General features: G+C 71.4%; 11 protein-coding genes and 1 pseudogene. 7 read left to right on the forward strand and 5 right to left on the reverse strand.

Annotated features, from left to right (window positions below; all coding sequences use genetic code 11):
* The 7 genes and pseudogenes from LZ198_RS27750 to LZ198_RS27780 all read left to right on the forward strand — a co-directional run.
* Positions 1-151, forward strand: a pseudogene (locus LZ198_RS27750) (ABC transporter ATP-binding protein); the annotation flags it as partial.
* 89 nt (positions 152-240) lie between these two features.
* Positions 241-2,658, forward strand: a complete 2,418-nt coding sequence (locus LZ198_RS27755) for an ABC transporter permease (protein ID WP_253975094.1) — start codon at positions 241-243, stop codon at positions 2,656-2,658.
* 11 nt (positions 2,659-2,669) lie between these two features.
* A complete protein-coding gene (locus tag LZ198_RS27760; RefSeq protein WP_253975095.1) occupies positions 2,670-5,078 on the forward strand; it encodes an ABC transporter permease in 2,409 nt (802 codons plus the stop codon).
* Positions 5,079-5,128: 50 nt separating this feature from the next.
* Positions 5,129-5,806, forward strand: a complete 678-nt coding sequence (locus LZ198_RS27765; protein ID WP_253975096.1) for an ABC transporter ATP-binding protein — start codon at positions 5,129-5,131, stop codon at positions 5,804-5,806.
* 21 nt (positions 5,807-5,827) lie between these two features.
* The gene (locus LZ198_RS27770) at positions 5,828-8,233 is read left to right on the forward strand and encodes an ABC transporter permease (RefSeq protein ID WP_253975097.1); all 2,406 of its coding nucleotides are present in this window, start codon (positions 5,828-5,830) and stop codon (positions 8,231-8,233) included.
* 32 nt (positions 8,234-8,265) lie between these two features.
* Positions 8,266-9,714 carry a sigma-54-dependent transcriptional regulator gene (locus LZ198_RS27775; RefSeq protein ID WP_253975098.1) on the forward strand — a complete coding sequence of 483 codons (1,449 nt, stop codon included), beginning with the start codon at positions 8,266-8,268 and terminating at the stop codon, positions 9,712-9,714.
* Complete coding sequence (locus LZ198_RS27780; RefSeq protein ID WP_253975099.1) at positions 9,711-11,084, forward strand: sensor histidine kinase; 1,374 nt, start codon at positions 9,711-9,713, stop codon at positions 11,082-11,084. Before LZ198_RS27775 ends, LZ198_RS27780 begins: the two co-directional genes overlap by 4 nt.
* A 33-nt stretch (positions 11,085-11,117) precedes the next feature.
* On the opposite strand, the gene LZ198_RS27785 is transcribed toward LZ198_RS27780, so the two are convergent.
* From LZ198_RS27785 to LZ198_RS27805, 5 genes are all read right to left on the reverse strand, one after another.
* Positions 11,118-11,393, reverse strand: coding sequence for a hypothetical protein (locus LZ198_RS27785; RefSeq protein WP_253975100.1), 276 nt, complete (start codon positions 11,391-11,393; stop codon positions 11,118-11,120).
* A 150-nt stretch (positions 11,394-11,543) separates the two neighbouring features.
* A complete protein-coding gene (locus tag LZ198_RS27790) occupies positions 11,544-12,023 on the reverse strand; it encodes an SMI1/KNR4 family protein (protein ID WP_253975101.1) in 480 nt (159 codons plus the stop codon).
* Between the two features lie 3 nt (positions 12,024-12,026).
* Positions 12,027-12,539 (reverse strand): hypothetical protein, encoded by a 513-nt coding sequence (locus LZ198_RS27795; protein WP_253975102.1) that lies wholly within the window; start codon positions 12,537-12,539, stop codon positions 12,027-12,029.
* Between the two features lie 216 nt (positions 12,540-12,755).
* Positions 12,756-13,289: a hypothetical protein gene (locus LZ198_RS27800; RefSeq protein WP_253975103.1), complete on the reverse strand. Its 534-nt coding sequence runs from the start codon at positions 13,287-13,289 to the stop codon at positions 12,756-12,758.
* Positions 13,290-13,668: 379 nt separating this feature from the next.
* Positions 13,669-16,413 (reverse strand): YncE family protein, encoded by a 2,745-nt coding sequence (locus LZ198_RS27805; protein WP_253975104.1) that lies wholly within the window; start codon positions 16,411-16,413, stop codon positions 13,669-13,671.
* Between the last annotated feature and the right edge of the window lie 94 nt (positions 16,414-16,507).

A 16,507-nucleotide genomic window follows, 5' to 3' on the forward strand; every position in this document is an offset into this window, starting at 1 on the left:
CGGCGAGGCGGTGATGCAGTTGCTGTCGGAGCTGCACAAGGCCGGCGCCACCATCTGCATGGTGACGCACGACCCGGCGCACGCGCGCGTCGCCACCCGCACCGTCAGCCTCTTCGACGGCCGCATCGTGCAGGACGAGCAGCGCCGCTGATCCTCTCCGCAGGGATTGTCCCGGGCCCGCGCCTTCCGCGCGCGGGAACGGGAGTCGTCTGCCTTCTCTCCGCCCGGGGCGCCACGCGCATGGAAACCTTCCTCCTCGATGTCCGTCACGCCTCTCGCTCGCTGCTCAAGAGCCCGGGCTTCGCGCTGGTCGCGGTGCTGGCGCTGGCGCTGGGCATCGGCGCGAACACGGCCGTCTTCAGCGTCGTCAACGGGGTGCTCCTCCGGCCGCCGCCCTTCGCGGAGCCGGAGCAGCTGGTGGACGTGTCCAACGACTTCGCGAAGGCGAAGCGCGCCGGGCTGTCCTCGTCGGTGGTGGAGTACCGGGAGTACCGCGACCTGACGCATGTCTTCGCCTCGGTGGCGGCCTTCTCGGATGACGACGTCACGCTGACGGGCGTGGACACGCCGCAGCACCTGCGCGTGCTGGAGGCCACCGCGTCCTTCCTGCCCACGCTGGGCGTGGCGCCGTCGCTGGGGCGCAACTTCACAGAGGACGAGGAGACGCCGGGGAGGGATCGCGTGGTGCTGCTCACGCACCAGACGTGGCGGACCCACTTCTCCCAGGACCCGAGCGTGCTCGGGCGCACGCTCCAGTTGGATGGCGAGCCCTACACGGTGGTGGGCGTGCTGCCGCGCGGCGTGGTGTACCCGGCGGGCACGGACCTCTACAAACCCTTCGCGCCCTCGCCGGACCTGGCGGGCGAGGAGAAGCGGGAGACGCGCTTCCTGGACGTGATGGCCCGGATGAAGCCGGGCGTGACGTTGGAGGCCGCCCGGCGCGACCTGGCGCGGGTCTCCTCGGAGCTGGCCGTGGCCCACCCGAAGTACGGCTCCTCGCAGCGCACCATCGGCCTGAAGTCCCTGGAGGACGAGGTGGTGGGAGACGTGAAGGGCACGCTGTGGCTGCTGCTGGGCGCGGTGGGGTTCGTGCTGCTGGTGGCGTGCAGCAGCGTGGCGAACCTGCTGCTGGCCCGCGCGGCGGCGCGGGAGCGCGAGGTGTCGATTCGCGCGGCGCTGGGGGCGGGGCGGGGGCGGCTGGTGGCGCAGTTCCTCACGGAGAGCCTGGTGCTGGCGGTGGTGGGCGGCGGGCTGGGGTTGCTGCTGGCGCTGTGGGGGACGGACGCGCTGCTGGCGGTGGTGGGCGAGGCCCTGCCGAGGGCGGCCGAGGTCCGGCTCGACTGGCGCTCGCTGGTGTTCACGACGGGCGTGAGCCTGGTGTCGGGCGTGTTGTTCGGGCTGGTGCCGGCGCTCCAGGCGAGCCGCGCGGACCTGAACGCGGCGATGCGCGAGGGCTCGCGAGGCACGGGCGGCGGTCGCGCGGGGAGGCTGCGCGCGGGGCTGGTGGTGGGGCAGGTGGCGCTGGCGCTGGTGCTGCTGGTGGGCGCGGGGCTGTTCGGCAAGAGCCTGGTGGCGCTGATGACGATGGACCCGGGCTTCGAGCCCGAGGGTGTGCTCACCGCGCAGCTCTCCCTCCCGGCGACGACCCACGGCACGCCCGAGCGGCAGGCCGCCTTCCAGCAGGCGTTGCTGGAGAAGCTCCAGACGTCGCCCGGCGTGGAGGCCGTGGGGCTCACCAACCTGCTGCCGCTGGGGCGCTCGATGACGTTCGGCTTCTCCATCGAGGGGCGGACGAAGGGCCCGGACGAGGTGTGGCCCGCGGTGCAGATGCGCACCGTCAGCCCGGACTACCTGCGCGCGCTGCGGGTGCGGCTGCGCGAGGGGCGGATGCTGGAGTCGATGGATGGCTCGGGCGCCGCGTGGGCGGTGGTCATCAACCAGCGCTTCGCGGAGCTGTACTGGCCCCAGGGCAACGCGCTGGGCCAGCGGCTGAAGTTGAACCGGCCCGACGCGCAGTGGGCCACGGTGGTGGGCATCGTGGACGACGCGCGCGAGTGGGCGCTGGACAAGCCGATGGTGCCCATCGCGTACTACTCGCTCGCGCAGCTGGGCGGGACGAACCTGGCGCTCGCCGCGAGGGCGAAGTCGGGGGACCCCGAGTCCCTCCGCTCGGCGGTGGAGGGCGCGCTGCGGGAGGTGGATGGCAACGTGCCGTTGTTCGGCGTGGCGCCCCTGGCGCGGCTGGCGGACGACTCCATCGGCGCGCGACGGCTGTCCGCGCTGTTGATGGGGTTGTTCGCGGGCACCGCGTTGCTGCTGGCGGCGTTGGGCATCACCGGCGTCATCGGCTATTCGGTGGCGCAGCGCACGCGGGAGATGGGCATCCGCATGGCGCTGGGCGCGGCGCGGGGCGACGTGCTGGCGCTGGTGCTGCGCCAGGGGATGGGCCTGGCGGGGCTGGGCGTGGCCCTGGGGCTGGTGCTGTCGCTGGCGCTGGCGCACCTGCTGCGAGCCTTGCTGTATGGCGTGACGGCGTATGACCCGTGGACGTTCGCCGGGGTGGCGGCGCTGTTGTCCGCGGTGGCGGGCGTGGCGACGTGGCTGCCGGCGCGGCGGGCCACGCGGGTGGACCCCATCATCGCCCTTCGAGCGGAGTAGGCGGAGACGACATGGATACCTTGCTGCAGAACTTCCGCTTCGCGCTGCGCTCCCTGCGCAAGAGCCCCGGCTTCACGCTGGTGGCGGTGCTGGCGCTCGCGCTGGGCATCGGCGCGAACAGCGCCGTGTTCAGCGTGGTGAACGGCGTGCTCCTCCGGCCGCCGGCCATCGAGGAGCCGGGCCGGCTGGTCCACCTCACCAGCGACATCGACATCGCGGGCCTGAAGGAGATCTCCGTCTCCGTCATGGAGTACCAGGACTTCCGCGAGCGCTCCCACGTCTTCAGCGCCGCGGGGGTGTACACCTGGAAGGACATGACGCTCACGGACGGAGGGGCCGCGCAGCGCTTCGGCGTGGCGAGGGTCTCGGCCTCGTTCCTGCCCACGCTCGGCGTCCGGCCGATGCTCGGGCGGAACTTCACGGAGGAGGAGAGCTCGCCGGGACACGACAAGGTGGTCGTGCTCACGCACAAGGCGTGGCGCGCGCACTTCGCGCAGGACCCGGACGTGCTGGGCAAGTCCCTCCAGTTGAACGGTGAGTCGTACACGGTGGTGGGCGTGCTGCCCTCGCGCGCGGCGTACCCGGAGCGGACCGACCTCTACGTGCCCTTCGTCCCGACGGAGGAGCAGGCCACGTCGCGGACCACGCGCTTCCTGGCGCTGGTGGCGCGGCTGCGCGACGGGGTGTCGCTCGGGCAGGCCCGCGCCGACATGGACCGGGTCGCCCGCGAGATGCAGGAGGCGGAGCCCCGCTACCAGGGCCTCGGCTGGTCCGTCCACCTCACGCCCCTGGAGGACCGGATGGTGGGGAACGTGAAGGGCACGCTGTGGCTGCTGCTGGGCGCGGTGGGGTTCGTGCTGTTGGTGGCGTGCAGCAGCGTGGCGAACCTGCTGCTGGCGCGGGCGGCGGCGCGGGAGCGGGAGGTCTCGATTCGCGCGGCGCTGGGGGCCGGGCGCTGGCGGTTGATGGTCCAGTTCCTGTCGGAGAGCCTGGTGCTGGCGGTGGTGGGGGGCGGGCTGGGGTTGCTGCTGGCGCTGTGGGGAACGGACGTGCTGCTGGCGGTGGTGGGCGAGGGCCTGCCGAGGGCGGGAGAGGTGCGGCTGGACTGGCGCTCGCTGGGGTTCACGATGGGCGTGAGCCTGGTGTCGGGCGTGCTGTTCGGGCTGGTGCCGGCGCTCCAGGCGAGCCGCGCGGACCTGAACGCGGCGATGCGCGAGGGCTCACGAGGCACGGGCGGGAGGCGCTCCGGGAAGCTGCGCGCGGGGCTGGTGGTGGGGCAGGTGGCGCTGGCGCTGGTGCTGCTGGTGGGCGCGGGGCTGTTCGGCAAGAGCCTGGTGGCGCTGCTCGCGGTGGACCCCGGCTTCGACCCCGAAGGCGTGCTCACGGGACGACTCACCCTGCCGGACGTGGGCTACGCGGACGACTCCCGGAAGCTGGCCTTCCAGCGTGAGCTGTTGGAGAAGCTCCAGGCGGTGCCCGGCGTGGAGTCCGTGGGGCTCACCAACATGCTGCCGCTGGGCGGGCTCACCTTCCGGGGCATCGTGTTCGAGAGCCGGCCCCGGACGCCGGGAGAGCTGCTGCCCGAGGTGAGCTTCCGACTGGCGAGCCCGGACTACCTGCGCGCGTTGCGCGTGAAGCTGCTCCAGGGGCGGCTGCACCAGGGGCTCGGCGAAGTGGGCCAGCCCGCGGAGGTCGTCATCAACAAGCGCTTCGCGGACACCTACTGGCCCCAGGGCAACGCGCTGGGCCAGCGCCTGTCGCTCGAGCCGATGACGCACTGGTCGACGGTGGTGGGCATCGTCGACGACCTGCGCGAGGAGGGCCTGGAGGACGTCTCGCGACCCGCCGCCTACTGGGCGCTCAACTCGGACCCCAGCCCCTTCATGGGCCTGGTGGTGCGCGCGAAGTCGGGCCCCGCGGAGGCGCTGCGTCCGGCCATCGAGGCGGCGCTCCGGGAGGTGGACCGGGACGTGCCGTTGTTCGGCGTGGCACCGCTGTCCCGGCTCGTGGACGAGTCCATCGGCTCGCGCCGGCTGTCCGCGCTGCTGATGGGGTTGTTCGCGGGGACCGCGCTGCTGCTGTCGGCGCTGGGCATCACCGGCGTCATCGGCTACTCGGTGGCGCAGCGCACGCGGGAGATGGGCATCCGCATGGCGCTGGGGGCGGCGCGGGGCGACGTGCTGGCGCTGGTGCTGCGCCAGGGGATGGGCCTGGCGGGGCTGGGCGTGGCCCTGGGGCTGGCGTTGTCGCTGGCGCTGGCCCGCTTCCTGGGCGCGCTGTTGTACGGGGTGACGGCGTATGACCCGTGGACGTTCGCCGGGGTGGCGGCGCTGCTGTCCGCGGTGGCGGGCGTGGCGACGTGGCTGCCGGCGCGGCGGGCCACGCGGGTGGACCCCATCATCGCGCTTCGTTCGGAATAACCCGCCTGCTTCCCTCATTCCGTGCGCCGCGGCGCACTCCCGAGAACCCCATGTCCCCTCCCCTCATCTCCCTGCGGCAAATCGAGAAGTCCTATCCCCTGGCGGGCGGGCGCACCTGGGTGCTGCGCAACATCGACCTGGACATCCAGCCCGGTGAGTTCGTCACGCTGATGGGCCCCTCGGGCGCGGGCAAGTCCACGCTCCTGTCCATCCTCGGCATGCTCGACGCGGAGTGGCAGGGCGAGTACGTCCTGGACGGGCAGGCGGTCCACAAGATGAAGCCCAAGGAGCGCGCGGAGCTGTCGCGGCGCACCATCGGCTTCGTCTTCCAGCAGTACCACCTGCTGGACAACCTCACGGTGGCGGAGAACCTGGAGGTTCCCCTGTCCTACCGCAACCTGAAGAAGGGCGAGCGCGACGCGCTGGTGGGGGACATGCTGGACCGCTTCCAGCTCGTGGGGAAGAAGGACCTGTTCCCCTCGCAGCTGTCGGGTGGTCAGCAGCAGCTCGTGGGCATCGCCCGCGCGCTCATCGCCAACCCGAAGATGCTGCTGGCGGACGAGCCCACCGGCAACCTCCACTCGCAGCAGGCCAGGCACATCATGGAGGTCTTCCAGAAGCTCAACCAGGAGGGCACCACCATCATCCAGGTGACGCACTCGGACGCCAACGCGGCGTACGGCCACCGCATCATCCAACTCGCGGACGGGTGGCTGCAGAAGGCCTGAGTCGGAAAGGGGGGCGCCGCCATGTGGAACGACGTGTCGATGGACGTGAGGTACGCGCTGCGCACGATGCGCCAGTCGCCCGTGTTCACGGCGGCGGCGGTGCTGGTGCTGGCGCTGGGCATCGGCGTGACGACGGCCTTGTTCAGCGTGGTGGACGCGGTCCTCCTGCGCCCGCTGCCCTTCCCGGAGCCGGAGCGGCTGGTGGTGATGGCGTCCGAGGGGCCCGGGTCGCGACAGGCGCGCTACAGCCTGCCCAACTACGAGGACCTCGCGCGCGACGTCACCCAACTGCGCTCGCTGAGCGCCTACGCGAGTGACGCCTTCAACCTCACGGGCGAAGGGGACGCGAGACAACTGTGGGGCGCGGCGGTGGTGGGCGACTTCTTCGGCGCGCTCGGGACGCCGCCCCTGCTCGGCCGCGCCTTCTCCGTCGACGAGCGCCACGCGCGGGTGGTGGTGCTCTCCCACGCGCTGTGGTTGCAGGAGGGCGGCGTCCCGGAGGTGCTCGGTCGGACGCTGACGCTCGACGGGCAGCCCTACACGGTGGTGGGGGTGATGCCGCCGTCCTTCGACGTGCCTCAGCGCAACTCGGACCTCTGGATTCCCTTCGACAGCCAGCCCGCCTCGGTGACGCGCGAGCCGCGCGAGGAGCGGGGGCACCGCTCGTTCTCCGTGCTGGGCCGGCTGGCGCCCGGGGCGACGCTCGAGTCCGCGCGGGAGGAGCTGAAGGCCGTGGGCGGGCGCATCATCGCCGAGAAGGACGCCGCGCTCGTGGTGGGGCTGAACCGCTACGGCGACGTCCTCACCCGGGACGTGCGCCTGCTGCTGTGGGTGCTGCTGGGCGCGGTGTCCCTCGTGTTGATGCTGGCCGCGGCCAACGTGGCGCACCTGCAACTGGCGCGGGCCGCCGCGCGGCAGCGGGAGCTGGGCATCCGCGTGGCGCTGGGGGCCGGGCGCGGCCGGCTGGTGCGGCAGTTGCTCACGGAGAGCGTGCTGCTGGCGCTGATGGGAGGCGTGGGCGGCGTGCTGCTCGCGCTGTGGGCCACGGACTTGGTGCTGTACCTGGGCGCCAACCGCCTGCCCCGCTCGGGCGAGGTGGTGGTGCACGGCCGCGTCCTCTTCTTCGCGCTGGCCGTGACGCTGACGACGGGCGTGGGCGTGGGGTTGGTGCCGGCGCTGCAGCGCAGCCGGATGTCTCCGGGCGCGGTGCTGGGGCGGGGCGCGGCGGAGTCCTCCCGGGGCCGCGCGCACGCGGTGCTCGTGGTGGCGGAGGTGGCGCTGGCGCTGCTGCTCGTCACCGGCGCGGGGCTGATGCTCAAGAGCTTCTGGCGGATGTCTCAGGCGGACCCGGGCCTGGAGCCCGAGGGGGTCTTCGTGGCCCGGCTGTCCCTGCCGGTGGACCGCTACGGGGACCCGGTGCGGGCGGCGAACTTCCACCGCGAGCTGACGGAGCGGCTCGCCGCGCGGCGCGAGGTCGCCGCCGTGGGCGTGGGAGAGAGCCTCCCGGCGGGGGGCTCCATCCAGCGCTCGGGCTACTTCCCGGAGGGCTCCGACGACCCACCGGTGCGCCCCAACGCGCTGGTCAACACCTCCACGCCCGGCTTCCTCGAAGCGCTGCGCGTGCCGCTGCTCGCGGGGCGTCGGCTCCAGGCCTCGGACGGCGCGAACGCGCCCCGGGTCATGGTGGTGAGCGAGCGCTTCGCGCGCGCGGTCTTCCCCGGGCAGGACGCGGTGGGCCGCCGCGTGTCCTTCGGCGGTGACGACGCGCAGGGCAACCCGCTGTGGGTGACGGTGGTGGGCGTGGTGGGGGACGTCGCGTACGCGGGCGTGGAGCAGGGGCACGAGCCCACCGTGTACGTGCCCATGGCGCAGGACCCGTCCTCCGGAGGACAACTGGCGGTGCGGGCCGCGGGAGGGGTGTCGCCCCAGTCGTTGGAGGCGGTGGTGCGCGAGGAGCTGCGCGCCGTGGACCCGATGGTGGCGCTCTCCCAGGTGTCCACGCTGGAGGAGCGGCTGGGCAGGGACCTGGGCCAGCCCCGCTTCCGCGCGGTGCTGCTGGGCGCCTTCGGCGTGCTGGCGCTGGTCCTGGCCGCGGTGGGCATCTACGGCGTCATGTCCTACGCGGTGACCCAGCGCTCCCACGAGATGGGCGTGCGCATGGCCCTGGGGGCGCGGAGCGCGGACATCCTGAGGCTCGTGGTGGGCCAGGCGCTGCGGCGCGTGGGGCTGGGCCTGGCGCTGGGCCTGCTGGGCGCGCTGGCGGCCCACCGCATCATGGAGGGGCTGCTCTACGGGATGGGGGCGCTGGATGTTTCGGTGTTGGCCTCCGTCTCCCTCCTGCTATGGGGCACCGCCTGGCTGGCGAGCTGGCTACCGGCTCGCAGGGCCGCCAGCGTGGACCCCGCATCCGTCCTTCGTCGCGGTTGAGCCGCTTCTTTCCTGGCACCTTTCTTCCTCTCATGGATGTCCCCGTGTCCGAACCCCTTCCCTCCATCGCTCCCGCTGCTCCCGCTCCGGCCCCCGTACCCGCCGCGAAGCCCGCGCGCATCCTCGTCGCCGACGACCAGGCGGACGTGCTGGAGGCCTTGCGCCTGTTGCTGAAGCGCGACGGGTACACGGTCGTCACCGCGCAGTCGCCCGCGGGGGCGCTCGCCACGCTGGACGCCGAGGACGTGGACCTGGTCCTCATGGACCTGAACTACGCGCGCGACACGACCTCCGGCAAGGAGGGCATGGACCTGCTCGGGCGCATCCGCGCGCAGGACGCGTCGCTGCCGGTGGTGGTGATGACGGCGTGGAGCAGCGTGGAGGGCGCGGTGGAGGCCATGCGCGGCGGTGCCCGCGACTACGTGCAGAAGCCGTGGGACAACACGCGCCTGCTGGCCACGCTGCGCACGCAGCTGGAGCTGGGGCGCGCCCTCAAGCGCAGCCGGCGCCTCGAGGAGGAGAACGAGCACCTGCGGCGCGGCAAGGGCGGCCTGCCCGCGCTGGTGTCGGAGTCCCGCGTGATGCAGCCGGTGCGGCGCATGATCGAACGCGTGGCGCCCTCCAACGCCAACGTGCTGGTGACGGGCGAGCACGGCACGGGCAAGGAGGTGGTGGCGCGGCTGCTGCACGCGGCCTCGACGCGCGCGGACCGGGCGTTCGTGGCGGTGAACTCCGGCGGCCTGTCCGAGGGGGTCTTCGAGAGCGAGCTGTTCGGCCACGTGAAGGGGGCCTTCACGGACGCGAAGACGGACCGCATCGGCTGCTTCGAGCTGGCGGACGGCGGCACGCTGTTCCTGGATGAGATCGGCAACATGCCGCTGTCGCAGCAGGCGAAGCTGTTGCGCGTGCTCCAGACGGGGGAGCTGCACCCGGTGGGCTCGTCGAAGACGCGGCGGGTGGACGTGCGCGTGGTGAGCGCCACCAACGTGGACCTGGCCAAGGCGGTGACGGAGGGGCGCTTCCGCGAGGACCTGCTGTACCGGCTCAACACGGTGGAGGTGCCGCTGCCGCCGCTGCGCGAGCGGCGCGAGGACATCCCGCTGCTGGCGGCGCACTTCCTGGCGGAGCACGGCAAGCGCTACGGGCGCGCGGCGTCGCGGCTGTCGGCCGGGGCGCTGGAGGCGCTGCTGGCGTACCCCTGGCCGGGCAACGTGCGCGAGCTGGAGCACGCGGTGGAGCGCTCGATGCTGATGGCGGCGGGGGACGAGGTGACGGCGGAGGACCTGCTCCTGCGCCGCGCCGGGCGCGAGGGCCTGTCCCGGCTGGAGGAGATGACGCTGGAGGAGGTGGAGCGCTACCTCATCGAGCGCGCGCTGGCGCGGCATGAGGGTAATGTGAGCGAGGCGGCGAAGGGGCTGGGCCTTTCGCGGAGCGCGCTCTACCGGCGGCTCCAGTACTACGGCATCAAGGGAGCGCGGTGAATCCACGGCGGGAGCGACGCTGGCCCCATGACGTGCAGGTGCTGGCCCTGGCGTGGCTGGCGGGCCTGCCGGGCGCGGTGGCCTCGCTCGCGCTGGTGTGGACGGGGGACTTCTCCTCGAAGGTGCGGTGGACGCTCAGCTCGCTGGTGCTGGGCATGTTCCTGGGCGTGGGGCTGCTGGTGCGGGAGCGGGTGATGCGGCCCCTGCACGCGCTGGCCAACCTGCTGGCGGCGCTGCGCGAGGGGGACTACTCCACGCGCGGGCGCGGCGCGCGCGTGGGCGACGCGTTGGGCGAGGTGCTCCTGGAGGTGAACGCGCTCGGCGACACCTTGCGCGAGCAGCGGCTGGGGGCGTTGGAGGCGGGGGCGCTGCTGGAGCAGGTGATGGAGGAGATCGACGTCGGGGTGCTGGCCTTCGACGTGGCGGGCACGCTGCGGCTGGTGAACCGGGCGGGCGAGAAGCTCCTGGGGCAGTCGCGCTCACAGCTGGTGGGCAAGGGCGCGGGCTCGCTGGGGTTGTCGGACCTGTTGGAGGGGCCGGCGCCCCGGCGGTTGACGCGCACGTTCGCGGAGGAGGGCGGCCCGTACGAGCTGCGGCGCGGGGAGTTCCGTCAGGGCGGGCTGCCGCACCACCTGGTGGTGCTCGCGGACGTGCGGCTGGCGTTGCGCGAGCAGGAGCGCGAGGCGTGGCGCCGGCTGGTGCGGGTGTTGAGCCATGAAATCAACAACTCGCTGGCGCCCATCCAGTCCATCGCGGAGGCGCTGCGGGACACGCTGTTGATGGCGCCGCGTCCGTCGGACTGGGAGGACGACGCGAAGGGTGGGTTGGGCATCATCGCGCGGCGCTCGGAGGCGCTGGGGCGCTTCATGTCGGCGTATGCGCGGCTGGCGCGGTTGCCGCCGCCGGTGCTCGCGGGGGTGGAGGTGGACGGGTGGGTGCGACGCGTGGCGGCGCTGGAGAAGCGCCGGCCGGTGTCGGTGCGTGCGGGGCCGGCGCTGGTGGTGCGCGCGGACTCCGACCAGTTGGAGCAGCTGCTCATCAACCTGGTGCGCAACGCGGTGGACGCGGTGCTGGCGGAGCCGGGCAGCGGCGACGTCTGGGTGTCCTGGGCGGTGCTGACGCCGGGGGCGGTGGAGGTGTGGGTGGAGGACGAGGGGCCGGGGCTGGTGGACTCGGGCAACCTCTTCGTGCCGTTCTTCACCACCAAGCCCCAGGGCAGCGGCATCGGCCTGGCGCTGTGCCGGCAGATCGCCGAGGCGCACGGCGGCACCCTCCGGTTGGAGAACCGTCCGGAGGGGCGCGGGTGTCGGGCGCGGTTGAAGCTCCCGTTGGGCACGCCCGGGAGCAGCGCGGTGGCGCTCCAGGCGTGAGCGTCCGGGCCGCGTGCGACGCACCCCGGTCCGCTAGAAGCCGCAGCAGGTGATGTATGCGTCGACGCAGATTTCCCGGCACGCCGCATTGCTGCCGCAGTCGTACAAACACGCGACGCGGTCCGGAGCACAGTACGACGGACAGGCGGAGATGGGCGCGGGAGGCGTCAGCTCCACGGACGCGGTGGGCGCGAGACACACGACTTCGACGGACTCCGAGACGGACGGCGCTCCCTGCTCGGCGGCGACCGAGATTCCCGCGACACCCGACAGCACCACCACGGCGGACACAATCAGCTTGTTCAGCATCGTTGCTCCCTCCTGGATGTGGAAATGCGCGTGCATCGTCCCGTCGTGATGACGAGCGACGCGCGCGCATTTCAATACGGAGAAGGGGCTTCCAGGAAAGGGTGGGCGCGTCGTGGGGCCGAGGCGCTGCGTCGTCTCTCCCTGTATCCGTCAGGGACGGAGCCAGAACCACCGGCCTTCGGAGCGCAACGCTCCCTCGAGGAACTCCCCGAAGGATGCGGCGATCTGCCGGCAATAGTCCGCGTCTGGGAAGCCCTCGCGATAGCCATCGCGAATCGGGTAGCGCCCGGCTTCTTGATGGCTCACGTCGAGGAGGATGTAGTTGCTGTCTCGTACCTCGCACACGGCATACCAGGAGGCGGGGCCGGACTTGTCGGTGTCGTCCTGGAGCATGACCACCCGCGCACGTCGAATCTTCGTGAGCGGGAGGAACGAGAAAGCGGGGTCCCTGAAGGTGGGGGTCCTCGGGTCGAAGAGGTCGGCGCCGTCGCAGTGCAGATAGAAGGCACGCAGGTCCGGGTCCAGCCGCCACCCCACGCTTCGTTCGAACGCCTCGATCTGCTCGGGCGTGGCGGGAGGATTGGGATGGTGGAGGCGCGACACCTCCGCAAGCAGTCTGTCCATCTCCATGGGCTACTCTCCGTAGGGATAGTCCACCCCGACCGTGGTCCACGGCGGGTTGTTCGCATAGCACTGGTTGTAGAGCCCGTTCAGCGTTTCATGGATGTCCTTGGGGAACGGCAGGATGTTCTCCCAGTCTGTCGGATTGCCTCCGTGCTTGAGGTCTCGGACATGGTGCCCGGGATACGCGAGTCCCGTCGAATCTGTCGGCCACGCACCGAAGCGCCCGGCCCACTGTTCGCGGAACCCATCCCGTGCATTGTTCCATTGGGCGCGGGCGGACTCGTTCGCGCTGATGCTGAGCGTGGCGTAGTTGCAGCAGCAGTGCGTCATCCCGAAGCGGCTGCCCGTTTGAAGCACCGTCCCCTGGTAGTCCATCTTCACGTCCGCGAGCCACATGCAGCCCTGCAGTGCATGACCGCTCCCGGAGCACTTGGAGCGGCAGTAGTTCATGAGCTGCTGACTGCACTGCCAGGGCCCGTAATAGATGACGGTTCGGAACTGCCCTCCACCGGGCACGCTCACGAGCGGTCCAACCCATTTGCGGACGGGGGCGTCTGGGCGAAGGCCCGGCCCCTCCGCGCAGGCACCCAGAAACAGCATCGTCGCCAGAAGCGCGAGGCGGCGCACGGAACGAGCGCTATTCCTGGTGCACATGGAAGGCACTCTACTGCAGAGGCCTTCCTCGAAGACTGCACACTCCCCGCCTCGCGGTGCAGGGACGAGGCCGAGGGAAACGACTCAGGCCGCGCGGGCCGCCTGCGCGCCCGGCTCCGGCGGCGCGTCGTACGTGGGCGTGAGGTCCACCACGTTGACGGTGAGCAGGTGGTACACGATGACGTTGCTCACCCAGAAGAAGAGAGCGGCGATGTGGACGTAGACGAGGAACGAGCCGGGCCACACCTGCAGCGGATGGTCGAAGACCTTGTCCGCCATGTAGCCCCCGAACCACTCGCCGACGAAGCAGGCCACGGAGCCCATCGCCACGCGCATCCACACCTTCACCCGGCGCGGGTAGAACCAGAAGAAGTGCATGGCCCACAGCATGCTCACGCACCCGGCCCACAGGATCATGCTGCCGAAGGAGAACCAGTGGTACGGCGACTCCGGGTAGTGCCAGCCCCATTCCCCGTTCATCCACCGCCAGGCCACGTTCTGCGCCAGCTCCATGAACCAGAAGAGCGGCACCACGTAGAGGACCTGCGTCATCAGCACCCGCAGGAAGCAGGCCAGGTTCTTCCAGGGCGACTGCGTGGACCGGCCAAGCGAAATCATGCATCCCCCGTGTGGTGGCCCGGCTTGTTCTGTTGAAGGGCCCCCAACCGACAGAACGCAACAAGTCGCATGTCTTGAGACAAGGTCGCACGACAACCGCTTGCTTCCGGACGACACGCTGTCAGGTTCTCGCTGAACGTGGTTTCAGCCGTCCCGGGTGTCCAGCGGGAGAAACCCGAGCAGGACACGGGGGTTAGGTGCACTCGAGGCGCCTGTGAACCGGTTCACACGCCCCGTGGGCCCGGGTGTCCTCCATCGACGGTCCACATGTCCGACCCGGCGCGACAGCGTGGTCCGCGAGACACGACGCCCCCTGTCGAACGGGTGACGACGGACCGCCCGGAAGGCCTGGGTCCGTCGTCACCAGGGGGCGCCCGGCCTACCGGCTCGTCGGGTCGTCCGGCCGCGTGCCACGGTCCAGCTCGTCGCGGTCGAGCGCGCCGTCCAGGTCGCGGTCGATGCCGATGCGCACCTCCGAGCCCTTGGGCACCACGGTGTACGTCAGCTCGTTGCCGGCGCCCGCCAGCGTCTGGAGCACGGCGGCCGTCACCGTCTCCGTGGCGCGGTCCGCCTGGAACACCCCCGCGCCCATGTACGTCGCGCCGCGCGCGATGCCGCCCTGGTTGCCCTTCACCACCAGGCCCACCTTGCCGCTGTCGGCCAGCGCGAGGAACGTGGCGAGCGTGCTCGCCTGCGCGGGCGTGGGGCTCGCCGTGGTGAGCGTCACCTGCTGGCCCACGGCGGCGTGCGTGTCCTTGCCGTCCGGACCCGGCGGCTCCGCGACGGTGGTGGCGGAGCCCTTGGGCAGGTCCGAGCCGGCGAAGGACAACATGAACGCCACCATGTCGGCGAGCTCCTGGTCGCTCTGGAACGTGAAGACGGGCTCGCTCAGGAAGCGCGCGAGCGAGTCCACGCCGCCGTCGTGCGAGAATCCGAAGCCGGCCAGGTTCGACGTCTGCGTGAACTCCATGCCGACCTTCTCGTAGAGGTTGCGGAGCTGTGAAATCTTCATCGTCACGTTGCTGAAGCCGTCGATGGAGACGAGGCCCGTGTGGTGCTCGCCGCTGGTGCCCGTGGTGAAGGGGACGAACTGGCTGCCGTTCCACCGCACGTCGCCGCCCATGCCGGTGGGCAGCGTGTGACACGTGGCGCACGCGAACGTCCCGCCGTCGAGCAGACGCGGGGGCCGGTAGATGCGCAGGCCGTTCACCGCGTTGCCGTTGGGCAGGGGCTGTCCCGCCGCGCCGAAGCGGCCGGTGGTGAAGTGGCCGGGCAGGGGCAGGTTGGTGGGCAGCGTGTTGTCGAGGTTGCGGAACGGGTTGGGCGGGAAGGTGAGCGTGGCGAGGAAGTCCTCGAACTGCTGCATCTCCACCACCGTGAGCTGGACGTCGTCACCCTGGAGCCCCACGAAGGCCGGGTTGAACTCCTCGAGGCCCGCGCGGTCGCCGCGCCAGTGCAGCGGCTCCTTGCCGATGATGTCCTGCAGCGTCTGCGTCGTCATGGGGCCCTTCATCGCGTGCCAGGGCTGGAAGCCGCTCGTCATGCCCGGGATGCCCATGCCCAGGTTCTGGCCGGTGACGGCCTTCATGTCGCCGGCCGGGTCGCCCAGGTCCCACGCCAGCCGGTCCATGCGCCCGTCGATGTGGCACGACGCGCAGGAGATGTGTCCCAGGCCGGAGCCCTTGTGCGTGTCGTAGAGGTGCTGGCGTCCCACCTTGATGGCGCCTGGGGACGGGTCGAAGAAGGGGACGCGCGCCAGCTCCGTGTTCGTCGCCGGGTCCAGCACGGACACGCTGGCCGCGAACTTGTTGAGCACGTACACGCGCGTCCCGGCGAACACGACGCCGGTGGGGCCCTCGCCCACGTCGACCTGCGCCATGCGGTGGCCCGCGTCGTCCATCACCGCGACGTTGTTGGAGCCCATGCCCGTGATGTAGACGCGCGTGCCCGCCGTGTTCCACGCCATGCCGCGCGGGTCTCCCAGCGCCAGGTCCCGCGTCGCCTGCGGCACGGTGCCCGTGGTGTACGTCAGGTGGGGGTTGAGGTCGAAGAGGGTCACGGCCGTCGGCGTGGCCGGGTGCACCGCGGCGGCCACCACGCGCAGGAAGCGGCCCCGGAGGTTCGGCTCGAAGCGGACCTCGTTCAGCGCGTCCGTGCCCACCATGACCAGGGTGCCGTTCGGGTGGACCGACAGCGCCATGTTCAGGTTCATCAACCCGCTGGCGTAGGTGACCGCCAGCGACGACGCGTCGATGATGGCCACGTCCCGGTCGGGCAAATCCCATCCCGGCCTGCGCCCGGACGAGGCCGCGCTGGCGCCGGACACGAAGGCCGTCCAGTCGCGCGTGTTGTCGTCCACCCACCGCCCGGCGGCGTTCTTCTTCACGATGAGGCCCACCGGAGGCGGCGTGGGATTCGTGGTCTTCTTCGGCGGATTGAAGAGGCTGCCCGAGTTGGGAGGCGGGTTGACGCCGCCATAGGGGCCCGCGGTGTTGCTCACCACGTTGGGCGGGAAGCCTCCACCGCCCATGGCGTTGCCCCCGCCGAGCATCGTGCTGCGATTGCCGGACTCGAAGAAGGCCACGTACACCTGCGTGCCCGCCGCGTTCGTGGCCAGGGCCCGGGGCTCCTCGCCCTGCAAGGACAGCCGCGTGGGCGTGGACGACGGGTTGGCCGCGTCCACCACCAGCACGCGGTTGACCTGCGAGCAGGAGATGAACGCGCGCTGGGGCGAGCCCGCGAAGATGACGTCCGCGGGCTCGTCGTCCGTGGACACCGTCGTCCTCACGTTGAGCGTGGTGAGGTCCACGATGCTGACGCTGTCGGAGACGTGGTTCACCACCCACGCCTCCGTGTTGCTCCGCGCGCGCACCGACACCGGGTCCAGCCCCACGGGGATGGCCGCCGCCAGCACGGGCAGGCCGCTCGTCACGTTGAACACCATCAGCCGGTTGTCCGCCGTGTTGACGGCGAGCAACCGCGTCCCGTCCGGCGTCAGGTCCAACGGATGGACGTGTGGATGCTCCCAGTTCACGAACGCGCCCGTGCCCTGCGCGGAGGACACGCCCGCGCACAACACGAGGCATGGCAAGAGCACGGCCAGCGCCCTTCGGACGACCGACATGGAGACCTCCAGGGGGATTTGGTATTTCAGCTAAATCTGCTAATTCAGGCTAGCAGCCCTTGGTGACATCTCGAACACGGGGCGCCGGCCTGGG

Source organism: Myxococcus dinghuensis (assembly GCF_024198235.1).
GTDB lineage: Bacteria > Myxococcota > Myxococcia > Myxococcales > Myxococcaceae > Myxococcus > Myxococcus dinghuensis.